Below are 17153 nucleotides of genomic sequence, written 5' to 3' on the forward strand. Positions count from 1 at the left end.
TAGAAAAACCCCGGTACGTCCGGGGCATGCGAAAGGACCTCCGGCGTTAACCGAAGGCCCTTGGGGAGTTGTGTGTTACGCGGTGAGCTGCTCGACGAGGCTGGAGATATCGGCGATCGTCGTCGGAGCACCGCGGAAACGATGACCCGTCATAGCGATGTACCGCCCGTCGCCGTACACCTCGACGGCGTAGCCGTCCTCACGTCGGATACGGCGCCCCTGGCGGACGTCAGCGCGGCCCCAGATGTGCAAGCCGTCGCCGGAGGCTGAGACTTCCGTGTACGTCGATCCTGCCTGGCGCAGGATCTCCGCGGCCCACGGCTTCACGGTGCCGTCAGACGCAAGCGCATGGTCCAGGTCGATACAGGCCACTCCATCGCCGTTGAGGACGAACCCCAGACCGACGCCGGCGACGGACTCCGTCGCGTTCTTGTAGGTGCCCCACATCCGCGGATCCGTCGACGAGGCTGCCCTACCGACGGTCGTCAGCGGAGCCTTCGCCGAAGAGCGACGTACCCACCTGTCGCGAGTGGTCAACTCCAGCGGGAACACCCGCTTCTTAGCGGCACGGTGCGCTGCAACGCGGCATCGAGCGGAGCACGTTCGAGCGTCGGAGCGAGCCGCGATCGGCATGTCACCGTCGCACCACTCGCACAGTCGCTCCGTCTTCACGTCCCGGTAGGCGGCGAGGGTCTGAGCGCTCGCCTCGCGGTTCAAGGGGTCTGAACACTCCACCGGGCGGACGCTGGGGCCCCTGACGGGCCTCCAGAGGGCTCCCGCAGGCGTTACATCTCAGATCCCCAGACCCGTACAGAGCGAGAGGCCCAGCACCTAAACGGTCTGGAGATCGTCCCGGAGGGGGTCACCCCCCCTGGTCTGGAGGCCCCGGACGTAGCCACTCTGCTACGGTGTGAAGTCGAAACGGCCGGTGTTATGACCGGACGCTACCCAGAGCGAGCCCACTGGGACGCCTCCAGGCAGGAGGCCGCCGGACTGTCGATGTCCGTCAAGTGGGCTGACGAAGCTGCGTAGCAACGACTCCACTCGATGGCAACACGCTTCGTGGAGTCTCGCGCATGTCATCCGCGCTCGTCCCCTTCCTCACCCTTGCCTACTGCCTCACAGTGGTGTGCTGCACCGCCGTCGTGCTAGTGCTCTTGGCGCTACGTGGCACGTCACCTGACCAGCGCTCAACCATCCTGCGCAGCCTGGCGCATGTCGTCAGGGCGTGGGCAGAGGCACTGAAGTTCTGGCGCAGGCGGTAGCGCGGGTGGCGCTAGACTCTCCTGCACTGCCCACGGCACCGCCAGTCGAGCGACTGGCCGCTGAGTCCAAGGTGCCTGAGTTCGGGTGTGCTGAGCACGTCCAACCAACCGCGCTTGTGTGGAGAACCGAGCAGTAGACACGGCCACATTGCGGCCTCGACGAACCGTCTTACAGGGACGGACCCGGTGTGCGCGGACACCGCAGGGATTCGCAGGCAGCCGTCTGTTTCGTCGGCACACGTCGCTCATGACGCGTGCCCTCACGGACGGCATCCACCGTGTCTAAGAAGTCATCTCATTTGGCTGACTCGGTAGGCTGTAGCTCGTGGGGATCGTTGAGCGGCTGGTGCCGGATGAGTTGTGGGATTTGTTCCAGCGAGTGGTGCCAGAGGCTCCCTCGCGGCCTCAAGGAGGTGGCCGACGCCGCCATGGTGACCGGGAAGTGCTGGCCGCGATCGTGTTCGTGGCGACGTCAGGCTGCACGTGGCAGCAGTTGCCGTCCGCGTCGTTCGGGCCGTCGGGAGCGACGGCCCATCGGCGCTTTGCCGAGTGGACGAAGGCCAGGGTGTGGGCCAAGCTCCACCGCCTGGTCCTCGACGAGCTCGGCGCTCGCGGCGAGTTGGACTGGACCCGCTGCGCGATCGACTCCGTGAACATGCGGGCCCTGAAAAGGGGGACCTGACGGGTCCGAATCCTGTCGACCGGGGCAAGTACGGGTCGAAGATCCACCTCATCACCGAGCGGACCGGTCTGCCCTTGTCTGTCGGAATCTCGGGGGCGAACCTGCACGACAGCCAGGCCCTGATCCCTCTGGTGAAGGGCATACCGCCAATCCGTTCCCGCCGTGGACGCCGACGTCGCAGGCCGGGCAAGCTCCACGCCGACAAGGGCTACGACTACTCCCACCTGCGTCGATGGTTACGCCAACGTGGCATCACCCACCGCATCGCCCGAAAGGGCATCGAGAGTTCGCAGCGACTGGGCCGCCACCGCTGGACCATCGAACGCACCATGGCCTGGCTCGCCGGCTGCCGCCGCCTCCACCGACGCTACGAGCGCAAAGCCGACCACTTCCTGGCCTTCACCAGCATCGCCTGCACCCTCATCTGCTACCGCAGACTCGCCAAATGAGATGACTTCTAAGGGGTTTGCCGCCCATGTGGGCCATTCTGGAACAAGTCGCCGTCGGTGCGCCTTGGTTGCTGGTGTCGGTCGTCGGATTGATCGCGTTCGCGATTCTGCTCGCGCTGCTGATCTCGCTACGCAACGCAGCCGCTCACGAGCGGCCGGAGATCATTAGGGCGCTCGCAGAGCTGATGCACTTCTGGCGAAGGCAGTGAGGTTAGCTCTGGCCGATGCTCGACACGTGGTCAAGTCGCACGGTGTGAGCCTTCGTCGACACCGTGACAGTCAGAGACTTGGGCCATTCCTGCGTGCCCTCTGGCCAGCCGGCGGAGCGCGGGACGTAGGCCAGCGTCCCCGTCAGCGACGCTCCACCAACGAGGTTGACGGTTACCGACTGACCGTTCAGGGCTGCCGCGCGGTTGCGGACCTCTGAGACGTACTCATCGAAGAGGCCGGTCCTGGTACTGGGCACTGTCATCGTCCATTCGTGGTGTAGGTGCGCTCAGCGAACGGGTTGCGCCCGTCGCTGTTGTCCTGGCGTCGCTCCGGGCGTCGCCCGTCCTCGTCGATCCCGTGACGCTGCCGGTAGCGCTCAGCGCCTCCGCTGACGGTCTCGGCGCCGTTGCCGACGTCGGGACCACGGTCGCCACCGGAACGGGGCGCAGGGGGCGCGGGAGGAGCCGCTACGCCGAACTGCGCGGCGAGCGTCTGCGCGTCGGCCGCCAGTTCCTCCGACGTCGTGCCGACGAGGCGCGCGGACTGCTCCGGCGTCAGGCCGGCGGCGAGTCCCGCACGCAGGCGGGCGAGTTCGGTCAGAGCGGCGTCGCGCTCTTCTTCAGGAGTCATGGTGTCTGTCCTTGTCAGTAGGTGAAGGGGCGCGGGTCACGGCCCGTGCCGAGGGGCTTGTACGTGCGCTCAGGCACGACGCGCGGGGAGAGGTCGACGATTGGGCCGTGGTCGTCGTAGGCGAGAGGCGCCGTCGACGAGGTGACGGCGAACTCCAGGTCGTCGAACGACGTCGGTACGAATGCGGAGCGGCTGCGCGCGAGCCAGACGAGGTATTCGACGGTGTAGGCACCCGACCGCATGACGTCGGCGACGTGCGCCGGGACTTCGTCCATGCGGACGTCCTTGACCTCCCCGTGGCCCGCCTCGCGCCACTGCCGCATACGCAGACGCTCGTCCATCCCGGTGACGGCGCGGAGGACGTCCCACGCGGCGTCGCGAACGTTGCGGTAGTCCTTCAGGAGCGACGTCAGGCGACGCCAGGCGTCCAGGACATCCCCACCCGCCTCGATGGCCTGTTCCGCCGTCGTGACATCGCCCAGCGTCTCCCCGGCGTCCTTCGCGACGTCGAGGATCTCCTTCAGTCGGCCGTCGAGGTGCTCCAGGACGTCAGTCGACAGGGAGTCGCGGAGATCCTCCGCGGCGGCCTTCGTGGTGTCCTCCAGGCGTCGCAGGGCGAGCGCCTCCGACTCCCACGCAACGGCGTCAGCGTGCGCCTTCGCGACTCTCTTGGCGTAGTCCGTGGGCCACTTGCCCGTGTCGGTGAACGTCGCGATGGCCTCGGCCTGGACGCCCGCCAGCGCCTCCGTGGGCGTCTTCCCGCGGGGGAAGTCCCGGCGGAGCTTGACGGCCGCCTCGTGGCGTTCCTGCGCCTTCGCGACGTCGGGCACCGTCGCCCACGCTGCCGCGAGTTCGGGGTTAGTGGTTGCTCGCATGGTCATCCTTCGTGTCGGGAAACAAGTCAGGCCCCTGCCCACAAGGGGCAAGGGCCTGTCGGTAGTGGGCCGCGCGTGCGGCGTATCGGTCGCGAACCCGTCGACGGATGGTCTCTGCGGAACCTGCGTAGCGCCGCCGCTCTGCTCTGCACACGCATTCGCGACAGCGGAGCTTTAGCCCGTCGCGGTTCCCCGCGTCGCGGTGGAAGTAGGCAACGGTCCGCGGGTAGGTACGCCCGCAGTCCGGGCATCCGCGCGACGGGGACGGCACGTCGGAATGGCTCGACATCGTGTCTCCTGTCGTTCTGTCTGACGAGGGCATAGGAAAGCCCCCGCTCGCGGAATGGCGGCGCGGAGCACACGGCCACGAAGGGCGAGCCGGTGCTTCGACGCGCTCCTTGCGGACGCGAGCGGGGGCTTAGCGTGACGCCGGAGGAGAGCGACGTCACGCGGCGCGTGGACCGTCAACGGCAAGGCACTCTGGGGCCGGAGGTCTCACGACGCGACGAGGGGAGGGCGACTGTGTAGCGCCCTCCCCTTCTACATGTAACTGCGAACACTCAGGCAGCGTTGGCCGACCGCACCGCGCGCATACGCTCCCGCGCGGCTGTCCGCCTTCGCGCTGCGAAGCACTCGTCACTGCACAGCCAGCGCCAGCGTCGACGCTGACTCACGGGACGTCGCTGCGTGAACTCCCGCCCGCACTCTAGGCACGGCCCGCGCCACGTCTTGACGGCACCCTCGACCGTCACGCGCCCACCGTCGACCGGCCATGACGGGCCCGCCCCCGCCTCCGCCTGTCGCGCGGCGAACGCTGCGGCTATCGCCGGATCGACGCGCACCGTCACCTCACCCACGACAGGCGGGACGATGTCCGTCTCCCGCCCGGACGGCCGTCGACGCTGCGGACGGTCGGGATCGCCCTCGTCGTACGCTGCGTCGTGCCAGTCCTCGAACTGTCGCTCCCCGAACTCGTCGTCAGGGACGTCGTCGAGAGGGTCATGACCGGACAGCCCCCGCCACGGCGTCCGGCCCGGGGAGACGTACGCGCCGTCACCCTCCAGCTCCCGCGCGAAGTAGGCCAGTTCCTCCGCCTCCGCAGTGCGGCGAGCGCGTCGGCGCACGGGCGCGCCAAAGTCGTCGTACACAGTGGTTCCTCCATCGTCGGCGGGCATCGCGCACGCGCGCGAGCCCTACGCAGGAGTTATGGGGGAACCGAGATCAAATGTGACGCGTCACCCGTCGTGACTACGCTCCGCCTCCCGCGCCTCGTCGACGTCCACGGCAGGCGGTGTGCCAAAAGTGCCAAACTAACCCCCTTCTCAGCTTTCTCTCTAACGCGTCTATAGAGAATTGAGATTTAGGGTTAGTTTGGCCATTTGGCCATCTGTGCAGGTCAGAGCGGTGTCAAATTTGGCGCCGTTCGAGGGCTCTGACCATGTGACTGTGACGTGCGCCGCACTTTCAAGCCATCGACGAGGCTGCCGGACGTCGACGAGTGCCAAACCGCCCCCGGGGACGAGGCCGCGGACGCGACGAGGCCCGCTCCCGAGTCACCCCGGGGCGGGCCATCTCCGTTACTGAGTGTTACGCGGCAACGAGGAGCGCCCCCGTCGCTACCATCCGGGCCGCCTCCTCGACGCACGGGCGGCACACGGGCGGCGTCCAGGTGTCGCCAGCGAGCACAGGGGCCGCGTCGTCGTCTTCCCAGCAGTGCGCGCAAACCGTGCTGATCGGGTACGCGTACAGCGTGTCGGCGTCGATGCAGAACATGTCCGCCTCCCGCGCCTCGATTCCGAGGACTACAGAGTCGACGGTGTCCATCCACGAGTCATGCCGCACGACCGCTTCGTACTGGCTCACGTCGTACCCGCGGCCGACGGCCACCTTCGCGGGCATCTGGAGGCGATCCGCACAGTCGTAGGCGAACGCGACGAGGTCTTCCAGGGCGACGCGGGAGGACGTGTCCCCAACGACGAGGACGACGCCTGACCTAGGAGTCGGCTCGACGCACATCCGGTGAGCGAAGATCTGCCATCCGTCGACGGTGGCGACGGGGACCATCGGGCCGTCTTCGCCAGCGCAGACGATTCCGTCGAGCTGAGCAGGGGTGGGGTTCGTGGAGTCGAAGGCGTGCATACTGAGATCTCCTTCACAGGAGCGACAACCCCGTCTCTGTCTTCCCGGACCGGCGGGGTTTTCGCTTGCCGTCGTTGTAGGTACAAAGCTAGCTCGGTTGTACCTACAAATGCAAGCCCATTCGTACCTACAAATCAGGTTGAGTTGTAGGTACGACTCCCGTACCCTCGTCGACATGACAGCTCAGCGCGACTACGAGCCACCGAAGAGCATCCGTGTCCCCAGCTCAGAGGAGTGGGACCCCTTCGGGGAGGCAGCAAAGACCATGCACCCGACGGGCCGCAGCCCTAGGACACAGGTACTTCGGGAGTTCATCCGGTGGTACCTACGCCGGCCAGGCGCCAAGCTCCCCGAGCGGCCACCCGCCGGCCCGTGGAGCAAGCCTCCGACCGAATGACGAAGAGCCCCTCTCCGGGTGTCTGGAGAGGGGCTCTGTCGCGTGCGGGCTGCTAATCCTCCGCGGGCTTCGCCCACTCGATGTCGCAGCGAGCATCACCGTCGAACGCCGCCCCGCGTCGACTCGCCTGCGTCACAGTGATCTTCTCGATAGCGATGCGTAGGAGGTCGCGCCGCGTCGGCAAGTCGGCTGCTTCCCATGCTTCTTCGAGCATGTTGGCATCGTCGAACATCGTCAGGTCAATGCGATGCCCGTTCAGAGCGTCCGCGCGCTCCTGAGCCTGCCTCAGTGTCTCCTCAGCCTCCGCGACGAGGCGGGGGAAGTGCTTCCCCATGGCGCCGTCATAGAGTCCCTTCGCGCGGTCGTTGGCGAGCCGCTCGACGGCAGCCTCCGCGCTCTTGACGGCGCTCAGCGCCTCTTGCGTCTCCTCTGTCTGCTCCGGGGCGACGAGTGCGGCCCACCGCTCTGCAACGGCAATCATCAGAGGGTCGCCCTCGTCGACGTCGGCGCTACTTACTTGCGCGAGCCATTCCCTGTAGACGTAGTCCTCAATACGCACACGCATCGCTGACGCCGGAGCAGGGCACGGCTTGCCCATCGCGTGCCCGTTGCAGACGTAGGAGCGTCCACTCGTCGGCATCTTCGAGCCACAACCCGCACACCGGAGTAGGTCGGTCAGGAGGTGCGACGCCTTACCAACGCGCGGCCCGAGGGCTCCGCGCTGGTGCCCGGCGTGAACCCGTCTCGCCTTCGCCACGATGTCCGCGGGGGCCGGTTCCACATCGTCCGCGATGACGCGGACGCGCTTTCCTGCCTCGTTCCGGTACGCGACGGGCCATGTGTAGTCACGAGACAGGGCGACGACTTGCCAGCCCTCGTATACGGGGTTGTAGACGATGCGGCGAACGGTTGACGCGTTCCACGGTCCGCCCTTCGGTGAGGGCTTGCGGTCGCCTGTAAGACCGCTTGCGACACGGCGCGGTGTAATACCGTCCGCCACTTCGCGGAGGATACGGAGAACGGTGTTCCAATCTTGCGCGTGGTGGAGCTTCCCTGACTTGTCCTTGCGCAGCCCGTAAGGCGCCGCCCCCAGCCAAACGCCCTTGCGTCGCTGGACGTTCTTTGTGTCGCGCACCCGATGAGACAGCAGGTCGGATGACGCTTTCGCCCGCTCCGCGTCGCTGATGATCCGCTCACGGTCACGAGGATCCGCACTGTCGAGCCGCTCATAATCGAAGATGATCCGCGCGCCGGAGTCGAGTAGTTGGATCACGGAACCGGCGCCCTTGCGGTCGAATCTGTCGACGGCGTAGCACCACAGGGCGGGAACCTCTTTACGCCTGAGCGCTCCCAATGCCTTATCGAAGTCGGGACGCTTCGTGTCCGTCCACGCGCTGAGGTTGTCTTTCCACACCTTGCGAACGCGGTACTCGTGACGGTGAGCCCACTCCCGGCCACGCGCCTCCTGCGTCTCGAAGGTCAGTGCTTCCACGCCTTCGCGTACGATTTTGCTCTTCCTCAGATAGAGGTCGATCTCCTCCACGTGCCCGCCCCTCGTCGTTCCTCGCCAGTATGACAGGGTGGACGAACCACGTACGTCAAGAACATGGTCACCGGCGCCGCGCAGCTCGACGGGGCGATCCTCGTCGTCTCCGCGCTCGACGGGATCATGCCGCAGACCGCCGAACACGTGCTGCTCGCCCGGCAGGTGGGCGTCGACCACATCGTCGTCGCCCTCAACAAGGCCGACGCGGGTGACGAGGAGCTCACCGACCTCGTCGAGCTGGAGGTCCGCGACCTGCTCAGCGAGCACGGCTACGGCGGCGACGCCGCGCCCGTCGTACGGGTCTCGGGGCTGAAGGCCCTGGAGGGGGACCCGAAGTGGACGGCGTCGATCGAGGCGCTGCTCGACTCGGTGGACACCTACGTTCCGATGCCGGAGCGGTATGTGGACGCGCCGTTCCTGCTGCCCGTCGAGAACGTGCTCACCATCACCGGCCGGGGGACCGTGGTGACCGGCGCGGCCGGGGGACCGTGGTGACCGGCGCTGTCGAGCGGGGCACCGTGCGGGTGGGTGACCGGGTCGAAGTGCTCGGGGCCGGGCTGGAGAGCGTGGTCACCGGTCTGGAGACGTTCGGCAAGCCGATGGACGAGGCGCAGGCCGGGGACAACGTGGCGTTGCTGCTGAGGGGGGTTCCGCGGGACGCCGTCCGGCGGGGGCATGTTGCCGCGGCGGCGGGCAGTGTGGTTCCGAGTCGCCGCTTCATCGCGCAGGTGTATGTGCTGTCCGCGCGTGAGGGGGGTCGTACTACGGCGGTTACCAGTGGATACCGGCCGCAGTTCTACATCCGTACGGCGGATGTGGTCGGGGACATCGACCTCGGTGAGGTGGGTGTCGCGCGGCCCGGGGAGACGGTCACGATGACCGTTGAGCTGGGGCGGGACGTTCCACTGGAGCCGGGGCTCGGGTTCGCCATCCGTGAGGGTGGGAGGACCGTCGGGGCGGGGACCGTGACCGCCGTCGTGTGAGGGTGGTTCGCCGCGTGGGATTGCGAGGCCGTTGTGGCTGGTCGCGCCCACGCGGCGGAGCCGCATATCGACACAGCCCCGCGCGCCCCTCGAGGGCGCTCCCGTGCCCCGTCCGACGAGTCCCTCGGCACAATAAGAAGGTGAACGAGCCCATACCCGTGACCCGGTCCGTCGACTACGGCACCGCCAAGCTGATGCCCGACGTCGATCGAAAGCGGGCCTGGTTGCTCACGGTCGACGGGGCTCCGCAGTCGTACGTCGATCTTGATGAGCCCACGCATCTGGAGTTCGAGTACGCGCGCCGACTCGGGCATGTGCTCGACACCGTCGCCGATGCCGGGCAGGCCCTGGACGTGCTGCATCTCGGGGGCGGGGCGCTCACCCTCCCCCGGTATCTGGCCGTGACCCGGCCCGGCTCGCGGCAGGACGTCGTCGAGGCCGATCGTGGGCTGATGGAGCTGGTCGTCGAGCATCTGCCGGTTCCGGACGGGGCCGGCATCCGACTGCACGCCGGGGACGCCCGTGCCTGGCTGGAGGCGGCACCGGACGACTCGGCCGACGTGCTCGTCGCCGACGTCTTCGGTGGGTCACGGGTGCCGGCCCATCTGACGTCGGTGGAGTACGTCCGGCACGCCGCGCGCGTGCTGCGGGGGAGCGGCGTCTATCTGGCCAACCTCGCCGATACCGCGCCCTTCGCGTTCCTGCGCTCCCAACTCGCCACCTGCGCCACGTTGTTCGAGGAGCTCGTGCTGATCGCCGAGCCGGGCGTTCTGCGCGGGCGGCGCTTCGGCAACGCCGTGCTCATCGCCGCGCACCAGCCCCTCGACACGGCCGCCCTGGCCCGGCTCACCGCCTCCGACGCCTTTCCGGCCCGCGTCGAACACGGGGCGGCCCTGCGGCAGTTCATCGGCGGCGCGCGGCCGGTGCGGGACGAGGACGCCGTACCGTCACCCGAGCCCCCCGACGGGGCTTTCGGCATCGGCTGAGTCGAGCGGGTTCCGGCTGCGGGGGAGCGGCCCCCCACGAGACTCGCCGCATCGGGCTGTGACACGACGCTCGTCACATAGGCCTGTTCCCGGATCCTACTCATGGGTAACATGGCCGCCATGAGCGCAGACCAGATGTCGATCGGCGAGATGCTCGCCGCCACCGTGCCGATGGCCCGGACCCTGAACCTCGAGTTCCTGGAGACCACCCCGGAGAAGGCCGTGGTGGCTCTGCCGGACCAGGGTGAGTACCACAACCACGTGGGCGGGCCGCACGCCGGCGCGATGTTCACGCTCGGCGAGTCCGCCAGTGGCGCGATCGTGCTGGCCGCGTTCGGCGACCAGCTCTCGCGTGCCGTGCCGCTCGCGGTACGGGCCGAGATCGCCTACAAGAAGCTCGCCATGGGTGCCGTCACCGCCACCGCGACGCTGGGCCGCCCGGCCGCCGACGTCGTCGCGGAGCTGGAGGCGGGGGAGCGGCCCGAGTTCCCCGTGGCGATCGAGATCCAGCGCGGCGACGGCGCCGTGACCGGGGAGATGACCGTCGTCTGGACCCTGCGACCGAACGGCTGAGCCGGCCGTACGGCAGTAGGAAGGGGCCCCATGTGGGGCCCCTGTGCCATTTCGGGCCGCGAACGGCCTCTTCGTGCCCGAGCGGGCGGTGGCCCGGAGAACGCTCGAGCGGCGAGCCGGTTCCGCTCCTGGTCGCCGCCCTCCTCCAGCCCTGCCACGAACTCCTCCAACCCCGCCACGAACTCCTTCAGCCAGGCCGTGAACTCCGGCCCCAGGTCCGCCCGGCCGCACGCCAGCCGTACCACCGTGCGCAGGTAGTCCGCCTTGTCGCCGGTGTCGTAGCGCAGCCCGTCGAACACGACTCCGTGGACCGCTGCGCCCGTCGCCAGTTCCTGGAGGGCGTCGGTGAGCTGGATCTCGCCGCCGCGGCCGGGCGCGGTGCGTTCCAGGACGCCGAAGACGGCCGGGTCGAGGACATAGCGGCCGATGACCGCGTAGTGGCTCGGCGCGTTCTCGCGCGACGGCTTCTCCACCAGGCCGGTCACGCGGACCACGCCGTCCTCGCCGGACGGTTCGACGGCCGCGCAGCCGGAGAGGTGGATCTGCTCCGGCGGGACCTCCATGAGGGCGACCACGCTCCCCTCGTAGCGGTCGCGGACCTCCAGCATCCGGCTGAGCAGGGTCTCGCGCGGGTCGATGAGGTCGTCGCCGAGAAGGACGGCGAACGGCTGGTCGCCGACGTGATGACGGGCGCACAGCACCGCGTGACCGAGGCCGAGCGGGTCGCCCTGGCGGATGTGGTGGATGTCGGCGAGCCGGGCCGGGTCGCGCACCGCGTCCAGCCGTACGGAGTCGCCCTTGGCGGCGAGCGCCTGCTCCAGCTCGAAGGCGTTGTCGAAGTGGTCCTCGATGGCCCGCTTGTGCCGGCCCGTGATCATCAGGACGTCGTCGAGCCCGGCCGCCGCGGCCTCCTCGACGACGTACTGGATGGCCGGCTTGTCGACGACCGGCAGCATCTCCTTGGGCGTCGCCTTCGTCGCGGGCAGGAACCGCGTGCCGAGGCCGGCGGCCGGGACGACGGCCTTACGGACCGCGCGGGTGGTACGGGCCGTACCGTCCGAATCTGGGGTGGGTGTCGTGTGGGGGACGATCATGCGGCTCATGCTGGTACACGGGGATGAGAGCGCGCCGAGAGAAACCTCGGAGCTTGCTGTGCGACAAGCGGAGTTGAAGATTCCGTGGACCAATGGTTCTCGGCCGCACACAACTTGGCGCCGGTTCGTCGGCGATGTCGAAAGCTGGTACTGATACCGCCGGTAACCTTTCTGAATTCCCCGCTTTTTGAACGTCGGTCACTCGCACTTCTTGTTTCCTGTGCGTAGCTCGTGCAAAAGTGAGCGACCCGATAGCCGGTCCACAGGTGACGCGGCATAGGTATGCACCAATCAGGTACCTGCTTTTCCGACGGACGTGCATTTCGCATGCCGTTCTGCGGCTGGGAAGGAAATGGTTCAGTGCAATCCCCGTACCCCCCACGACCGCCGTACCCCCCACGGCCCGGGGCGAGCCCCGGAGAGTCCGACCGCAATCTCCTCGCGAGCCTGGGACAGGGCGGGCCGGCCCCCCGTGCCGTCGCCCTGCTGATGGCCCGGCACTGGCGTGCCACATACGACTACGCGTCCATCTGCCTGGTCTCCAGGGCGAATTCGGCCTCCATGGTGGCCGCCGCGGCGTTCCATCGCGTGCTCGGCAGGCCCGCCCCCGGCGCACTGCGTCCCCAACTCCTCACCGCCGTACGGGACATGGTGAAGGAGTGGGCCGCCGACGACGGCATTTCCGCCCTCATGCCGGAACTCGGCAAACCGACCGGAGGGCGTGGGCTGCGCGCCGCACGGTCCGTGACGCCCGAAAGGCGGCAAATCGCCGAGCGCGCATTCCGGGCTCTGCCGGGAGCCTCGCAATGCCTCCTCTGGCACGCCGAGGTCGAGGCGGAACCGATAACCATACCCGCTGGTCTGCTGGGGGTGGACGCGGGCACCGCGGCGGCCGCGCTGGAGGGAGTGCGAGAGCAATTCCGGCGCGGTTGTGTCCGGGCCCACGGCGAACTCGCACCCAGCCGGGAATGCCGCTACTACAACCGTCTCCTCGACGTGCCCATTCGCCGGGGCGGCGCCCTGCTGCCCGATGTCCAGCAGCATCTGATGGAGTGCCGTTACTGCCGGCACGCCGCGGAGCAGCTCAGTCATTTCGAGGGCGGCCTCGAAGTGCTCCTCGCCGAAACCGTGCTCGGCTGGGGTGCCCGGCGCTATCTCGACTCCCGGCCCGGGCGAGGCGGCTCCGGATCGGCGCCGGACGCCCGCCCGCGCCGCGGCGGACGGCACCGCCCGGCACCTCTCGCCTTACCGCGCGGACGCGCGAAGGCCGTCGTGGTGGGCGTCGGTGCGGCCTCCCTCGCCCTGCTCGTGACCGTGCTCACCGTCAAGGGCTGGTCCGAGGAGAACGGCGCTCCCGACCCGGGGGCCACCTGGGGCGCGCCCAGCGGGCAGTCCGTCCACCCCGGCGCCGTCTCCCCGCCCTCGTCCTCGGCCGGCGGATCACCGTCGGCCGCCTCGGCCGAGGAACCCCTCGCGATCGCCCAGGGCAGGCTCCGCAACCTCGACCGCGGCCTGTGCCTGGACCTCCACGACGGCAAGGTCCGCAGCGGCGCCCGAGCCCAGTTGGCGGAGTGCTCGTCCGCCGCGTCCCAGCAGTGGTCGTACCAGGGCAACGGTCTGCTGCGCAGCGCCGCCGTCCCCACCCTCTGCCTCGACTCCGACCCCGGCGCGGGCACGGTCGTCCTGGCCAACTGCCTCGCGCACGCCGGCGAGGTGAGCTACGACCTCACCGTCCACGGGGAACTGCTGCTGCGCCGCTCCGAAGGGCTGGCGGTCGCGTGCGGCAAGGGCGAGAGCGTGGTCGTCGCCGAACGGGACGGTTCCGCGGCGCAGCGCTGGCTGCTCGACGGAGGCCTCGCGGACGTACGCAAGGCCGAGCCCGGGGAGAAGGGGGAGCAGCGGGATGAGAAGGGGGAGGGTGGCACGTCCGTGAAGCCCGTGCCCGAGCGGGCGTCCCCGGACGCCGACGCCCCCGAGCCGCCCGAGGCCGACTCCCCGCGGGACGAGTCCGGCCAGCCGGAGGAGCTTCCGGAGCCGCAGTACGAGACGCGCTACGTCCAGGACGACTCCGGCTCCGGCTCCGACTCCGGCTCCGGCTCGGGCTCCCCCTCCGGCGGCCAGGCCGAGCCCGCCACCCGTGTCGACGCCGTCGTGGCCCTCCCGGCCGACGCGCCGGCCACTGTGGCCGCCGCCGGCACCGCTGCGACGACGGTCGATTCCGCCCTCCACTAGTCAAGGAGCTCAGGGGTCACTCCACCGGGGTGGCCCCTCCTTCGACTCTTGGCGCCATTCAGCCGTTTCTCGTTCACTTCATTGACACGAGTCACTGGCGCTCATAGTTTCCCGCCCCACGCAGCAGTTGGAGGTGGACCGGTGATCCGTCGTATGTCCGTCGCGCTGTCGGCCCTCGCGGCCGCGCTCGTCACTCCCGTACCGGCGCAGGCCGCCGACCCCCCTGTCGTCCGTACCGAAGCGGGCTGGGTGAGAGGCGAAACCACCGCCGAGGGACGGCAGTTCCTCGGCATCCCCTACGCCGAGCCGCCCGTCGGAAGGCTTCGCTGGAAGGAGCCGCGGCCGGTCCGTCCCTGGCAAGGGGTGCGTACGGCAGGGGACTTCGGCAACAAGTGTGTGCAGGGCGCGAGTTGGGACCCTGGCTATGAGCGGCCCAGCCACACCGAGGACTGTCTCGACCTCAATGTGTACGTCCCCGAGGGCGCCGCACGCCGGGCCGTACTGGTCTGGTTCCACGGCGGGGGCCTCACCGCCGGGGCCGGTCAGGACGTCGTCCCCGACACCTTCGCACGGCAGACCGGGACCGTCGTCGTGACCGTCAACTACCGCCTCGCGGCGATGGGCTTCCTCGCCACGGCCGGCCTCGACGGCGAGGCCCGCGACGGGGTCTCCGGCAACTTCGGCATGCTCGACCAGCAGGCCGCCCTGCGCTGGGTGCGCGCCAACATCGGCCGTTTCGGCGGCGATCCGGGCCGCGTGACCATCGCGGGCGAGTCGGCGGGCGGCCGCTCGGTCTGCACCCAGCTGGCCTCGCCGACGGCGAAGGGGTTGTTCCGGGCGGGGATCGTCCAGAGCGGGGCGTACGGCGACTGCGGTGCGCGTGCGCACGAGACGGCCGTGGCGCAGGGCGCCGCCTTCGCGCAGAAGCTCGGCTGTGCCGACCTGGCCTGTCTGCGCGCCAAGCCGGCCGCCGAGATCCTGGCCGCCCAGAGCGGCTTCGACTGGGCGCCGGTGGTCGGCGGCGACTTCCTGCCGAGGCAGCCGGAGGAGGCGTTCGCGCAGGGCGCCGCAGCCGGCGTGCCGGTCATGAACGGGGCCAACCAGGACGAGGGCCGGCTGTTCGCCTTCGCCCGTTTCGACCTGAACGGCACCCCGCTCACCGCCGACCAGTACCCGACCGTCATGCGGACGGACTACGGCGACGAGGCGCTCGCGCGCTACCCCCTGTCGTCGTACGCCTCCCCGACCCTCGCCTACGCCACGGCCCAGGGCGACCAGCTGTTCGCCTGCCCGGCCCTCCGCCTCGACGGCACGCTCGCCGGACGCGGCAAGGTCTACGCGTACGAGTTCGCCGACCGCACCTCCCCGCCCTTCGCCTCCCTGCGCAACCTCGACACCGACTTCGACTTCGGCGCGACCCACGTCAACGAGGTGCAGTACCTCTTCAAGCACTTCGGCCTTCCCGCACCGCTGAACGCCGAGCAGCGGACGTTGGCGCGGCAGATGATCCAGTACTGGGGCTCCTTCGTCCGGGACGGGGTGCCGCGGGCCGCCGGGCAGCCCATGATGCCGACTCGGCCCGGGACGGTGCTGACGCTGCGCACCGCCTCCGCAGGCGGTAACGCAGTGAGTAGTGCCGTGCACCGTGAGCATCAGTGCAACCTGTGGGACTCCGAGACCGTCACTCAGAACGGGTAGGCTGCCCCGGCGCACGCTCACAGCCGAGCGTGCGCCGGGAACACAGAGTCCAGGTAATGAGAGGAAGCGGCGTTGCACGTCCAGGAATGGCTTCGAAACGGTGCCCCCGCTCGCCATCTATCTGCTGGTCGGCGTGGTCATCGGTCTGGAGAGCCTGGGCATCCCGCTGCCCGGCGAGATCATTCTGGTCTCCTCGGCGCTGCTCGCCTCACAGCACGGTGAGATCGACCCGGTCGTGCTCGGCGCCTGCGCCACCGCGGGCGCGATCATCGGCGACTCCATCGGCTACGCCATCGGCCGCAAGGGCGGCCGCCCACTCCTGGCCTGGCTCGGCGGGAAATTCCCCAGGCACTTCAGCGAGGGCCACATCGCCACCGCCGAGCGGTCCTTCCAGAAGTGGGGCATGTGGGCCGTCTTCTTCGGCCGCTTCGTCGCCCTCCTCCGCATCTTCGCCGGCCCCCTCGCGGGCGTCCTGCGGATGCCGTACTGGAAGTTCCTGATCGCCAACGTCCTCGGCGGCATCCTCTGGGCGGGCGGCACGACCGCGGTGATCTACTACGTCGGAGTGGTCGCCGAGTCCTGGCTGAAGCGCTTCTCGTGGCTGGGCCTGGTGGCGGCGGTGCTGATCGGCCTGGCGTCGATGCTGATCCTCAAGCGCAAGGCGAAGAAGGCGCAGGTGGCGCAGCGACAGCCAGAACCAGTAGCCGCCGGGGACTGAAACGCCCTCAGGGGCGCGGGGCTGTATCGATGTGCGGCTCCGCCGCGTGGGCGCGACCAGCCACACACAACCCGCAGACCGCGTACGACCGCTACGCCCCGTGCTCTTCCCGGTGCTGTTCAGCCAGCGCGGCGTACATCGTTCCGTTGAGCGTGACGCCCTGGCGCTCTTCCTCAGTCAGCTCCCGCTTCACCTTCGCCGGCACCCCCGCGACAAGCGACCCAGGCGGCACCTGCATCCCCTGCGGCACCAACGCCTGCGCGGCGACCAAGGACCCCGCCCCGATCACCGCGCCATTCAGCACGGTCGCCCCCATCCCGATCAGACAGTCGTCCCCGACGGTCGCCCCATGCACCACGGCGTTGTGGCCGACCGAGACCCGCGCCCCGATGCTGACGGGAAATCCGGGGTCGGCATGCAACGTGCAATTGTCCTGGATATTGGCCTGAGCCCCGACGGAGATCCGCTCCACGTCACCGCGCACCACCGCGCCGTACCAGACACTGGCCCCGGCCTCCAGCGTCACATCCCCGATCACCGCGGATGTGGGCGCCACGAAGGCCTCCGCGTCGATCTTCGGCTCTCTGCCGCCGATGCCCTTGATCAGCGCCTTGTGCGTCATCACCGTCTCCCTGTCGTCCGCGGTTGCACCGGAACGCTACCGCCACCCGGTGGG

General features: G+C 69.1%; 13 protein-coding genes and 3 pseudogenes. 8 read left to right on the forward strand and 8 right to left on the reverse strand.

The window, feature by feature from the left end; genetic code table 11:
• Window positions 1-75: 75 nt before the first annotated feature.
• Window positions 76-447, reverse strand: coding sequence for a hypothetical protein (locus QQM39_RS40130; protein ID WP_367669621.1), 372 nt, complete (start codon window positions 445-447; stop codon window positions 76-78).
• A gap of 1149 nt (window positions 448-1596) precedes the next feature.
• Between QQM39_RS40130 and QQM39_RS40135 the strand changes: the two genes are divergently transcribed.
• Window positions 1597-2396 (forward strand): IS5 family transposase gene (locus tag QQM39_RS40135; protein WP_302003862.1). Its coding sequence is split into 2 segments (ribosomal slippage): window positions 1597-1936 and window positions 1936-2396, totalling 801 coding nucleotides; the frame shifts between segments, so codons are not numbered across the junction.
• Window positions 2397-2422: 26 nt separating this feature from the next.
• On the forward strand, window positions 2423-2605 hold the full coding sequence (locus tag QQM39_RS40140) for a hypothetical protein (RefSeq protein ID WP_302002511.1): 183 nt from the start codon (window positions 2423-2425) through the stop codon (window positions 2603-2605).
• 259 nt (window positions 2606-2864) lie between these two features.
• On the opposite strand, the gene QQM39_RS40145 is transcribed toward QQM39_RS40140, so the two are convergent.
• The 5 genes from QQM39_RS40145 to QQM39_RS40165 all read right to left on the reverse strand — a co-directional run bounded on the left by QQM39_RS40145 (window position 2865) and on the right by QQM39_RS40165 (window position 8190).
• A complete protein-coding gene (locus QQM39_RS40145) occupies window positions 2865-3236 on the reverse strand; it encodes a hypothetical protein (protein ID WP_302002512.1) in 372 nt (123 codons plus the stop codon).
• Window positions 3237-3250: 14 nt separating this feature from the next.
• On the reverse strand, window positions 3251-4111 hold the full coding sequence (locus tag QQM39_RS40150) for a hypothetical protein (RefSeq protein ID WP_302002513.1): 861 nt from the start codon (window positions 4109-4111) through the stop codon (window positions 3251-3253).
• Window positions 4112-4671: 560 nt separating this feature from the next.
• Entirely contained in the window at window positions 4672-5259 is a 588-nt protein-coding gene (locus QQM39_RS40155; protein ID WP_302002514.1) for a hypothetical protein, read from the reverse strand.
• A 439-nt stretch (window positions 5260-5698) separates the two neighbouring features.
• Entirely contained in the window at window positions 5699-6250 is a 552-nt protein-coding gene (locus QQM39_RS40160; protein ID WP_302002515.1) for a hypothetical protein, read from the reverse strand.
• Window positions 6251-6699: 449 nt separating this feature from the next.
• Window positions 6700-8190, reverse strand: a complete 1491-nt coding sequence (locus tag QQM39_RS40165) for a recombinase family protein (protein ID WP_302002516.1) — start codon at window positions 8188-8190, stop codon at window positions 6700-6702.
• A gap of 51 nt (window positions 8191-8241) precedes the next feature.
• Between QQM39_RS40165 and QQM39_RS40170 the strand changes: the two are divergent.
• The 3 genes and pseudogenes from QQM39_RS40170 to QQM39_RS40180 all read left to right on the forward strand — a co-directional run.
• Window positions 8242-9176, forward strand: a pseudogene (locus QQM39_RS40170) (GTP-binding protein); the annotation flags it as partial.
• A gap of 140 nt (window positions 9177-9316) precedes the next feature.
• Complete coding sequence (locus tag QQM39_RS40175) at window positions 9317-10162, forward strand: spermidine synthase (RefSeq protein ID WP_302002517.1); 846 nt, start codon at window positions 9317-9319, stop codon at window positions 10160-10162.
• A gap of 135 nt (window positions 10163-10297) precedes the next feature.
• Window positions 10298-10735 carry a DUF4442 domain-containing protein gene (locus QQM39_RS40180; RefSeq protein WP_302003896.1) on the forward strand — a complete coding sequence of 146 codons (438 nt, stop codon included), beginning with the start codon at window positions 10298-10300 and terminating at the stop codon, window positions 10733-10735.
• 164 nt (window positions 10736-10899) lie between these two features.
• On the opposite strand, the pseudogene galU reads toward QQM39_RS40180, so the two are convergent.
• Window positions 10900-11829, reverse strand: a pseudogene (gene galU / locus QQM39_RS40185) (UTP--glucose-1-phosphate uridylyltransferase GalU); the annotation flags it as partial.
• Window positions 11830-12189: 360 nt separating this feature from the next.
• Between galU and QQM39_RS40190 the strand changes: the two are divergent.
• The 3 genes and pseudogenes from QQM39_RS40190 to QQM39_RS40200 all read left to right on the forward strand — a co-directional run bounded on the left by QQM39_RS40190 (window position 12190) and on the right by QQM39_RS40200 (window position 16477).
• Entirely contained in the window at window positions 12190-14061 is a 1872-nt protein-coding gene (locus QQM39_RS40190; protein WP_302002518.1) for an RICIN domain-containing protein, read from the forward strand.
• A 141-nt stretch (window positions 14062-14202) separates the two neighbouring features.
• A complete protein-coding gene (locus tag QQM39_RS40195) occupies window positions 14203-15759 on the forward strand; it encodes a carboxylesterase/lipase family protein (RefSeq protein WP_302002519.1) in 1557 nt (518 codons plus the stop codon).
• A 72-nt stretch (window positions 15760-15831) separates the two neighbouring features.
• Window positions 15832-16477 (forward strand): annotated as a pseudogene (locus tag QQM39_RS40200) (DedA family protein).
• Between the two features lie 91 nt (window positions 16478-16568).
• Here the strand turns inward: QQM39_RS40200 and QQM39_RS40205 are convergent.
• Window positions 16569-17099 (reverse strand): gamma carbonic anhydrase family protein, encoded by a 531-nt coding sequence (locus QQM39_RS40205; RefSeq protein ID WP_302002520.1) that lies wholly within the window; start codon window positions 17097-17099, stop codon window positions 16569-16571.
• Window positions 17100-17153 lie beyond the last annotated feature (54 nt).

The organism is Streptomyces sp. DT2A-34 (assembly GCF_030499515.1).
Taxonomy (GTDB): domain Bacteria; phylum Actinomycetota; class Actinomycetes; order Streptomycetales; family Streptomycetaceae; genus Streptomyces.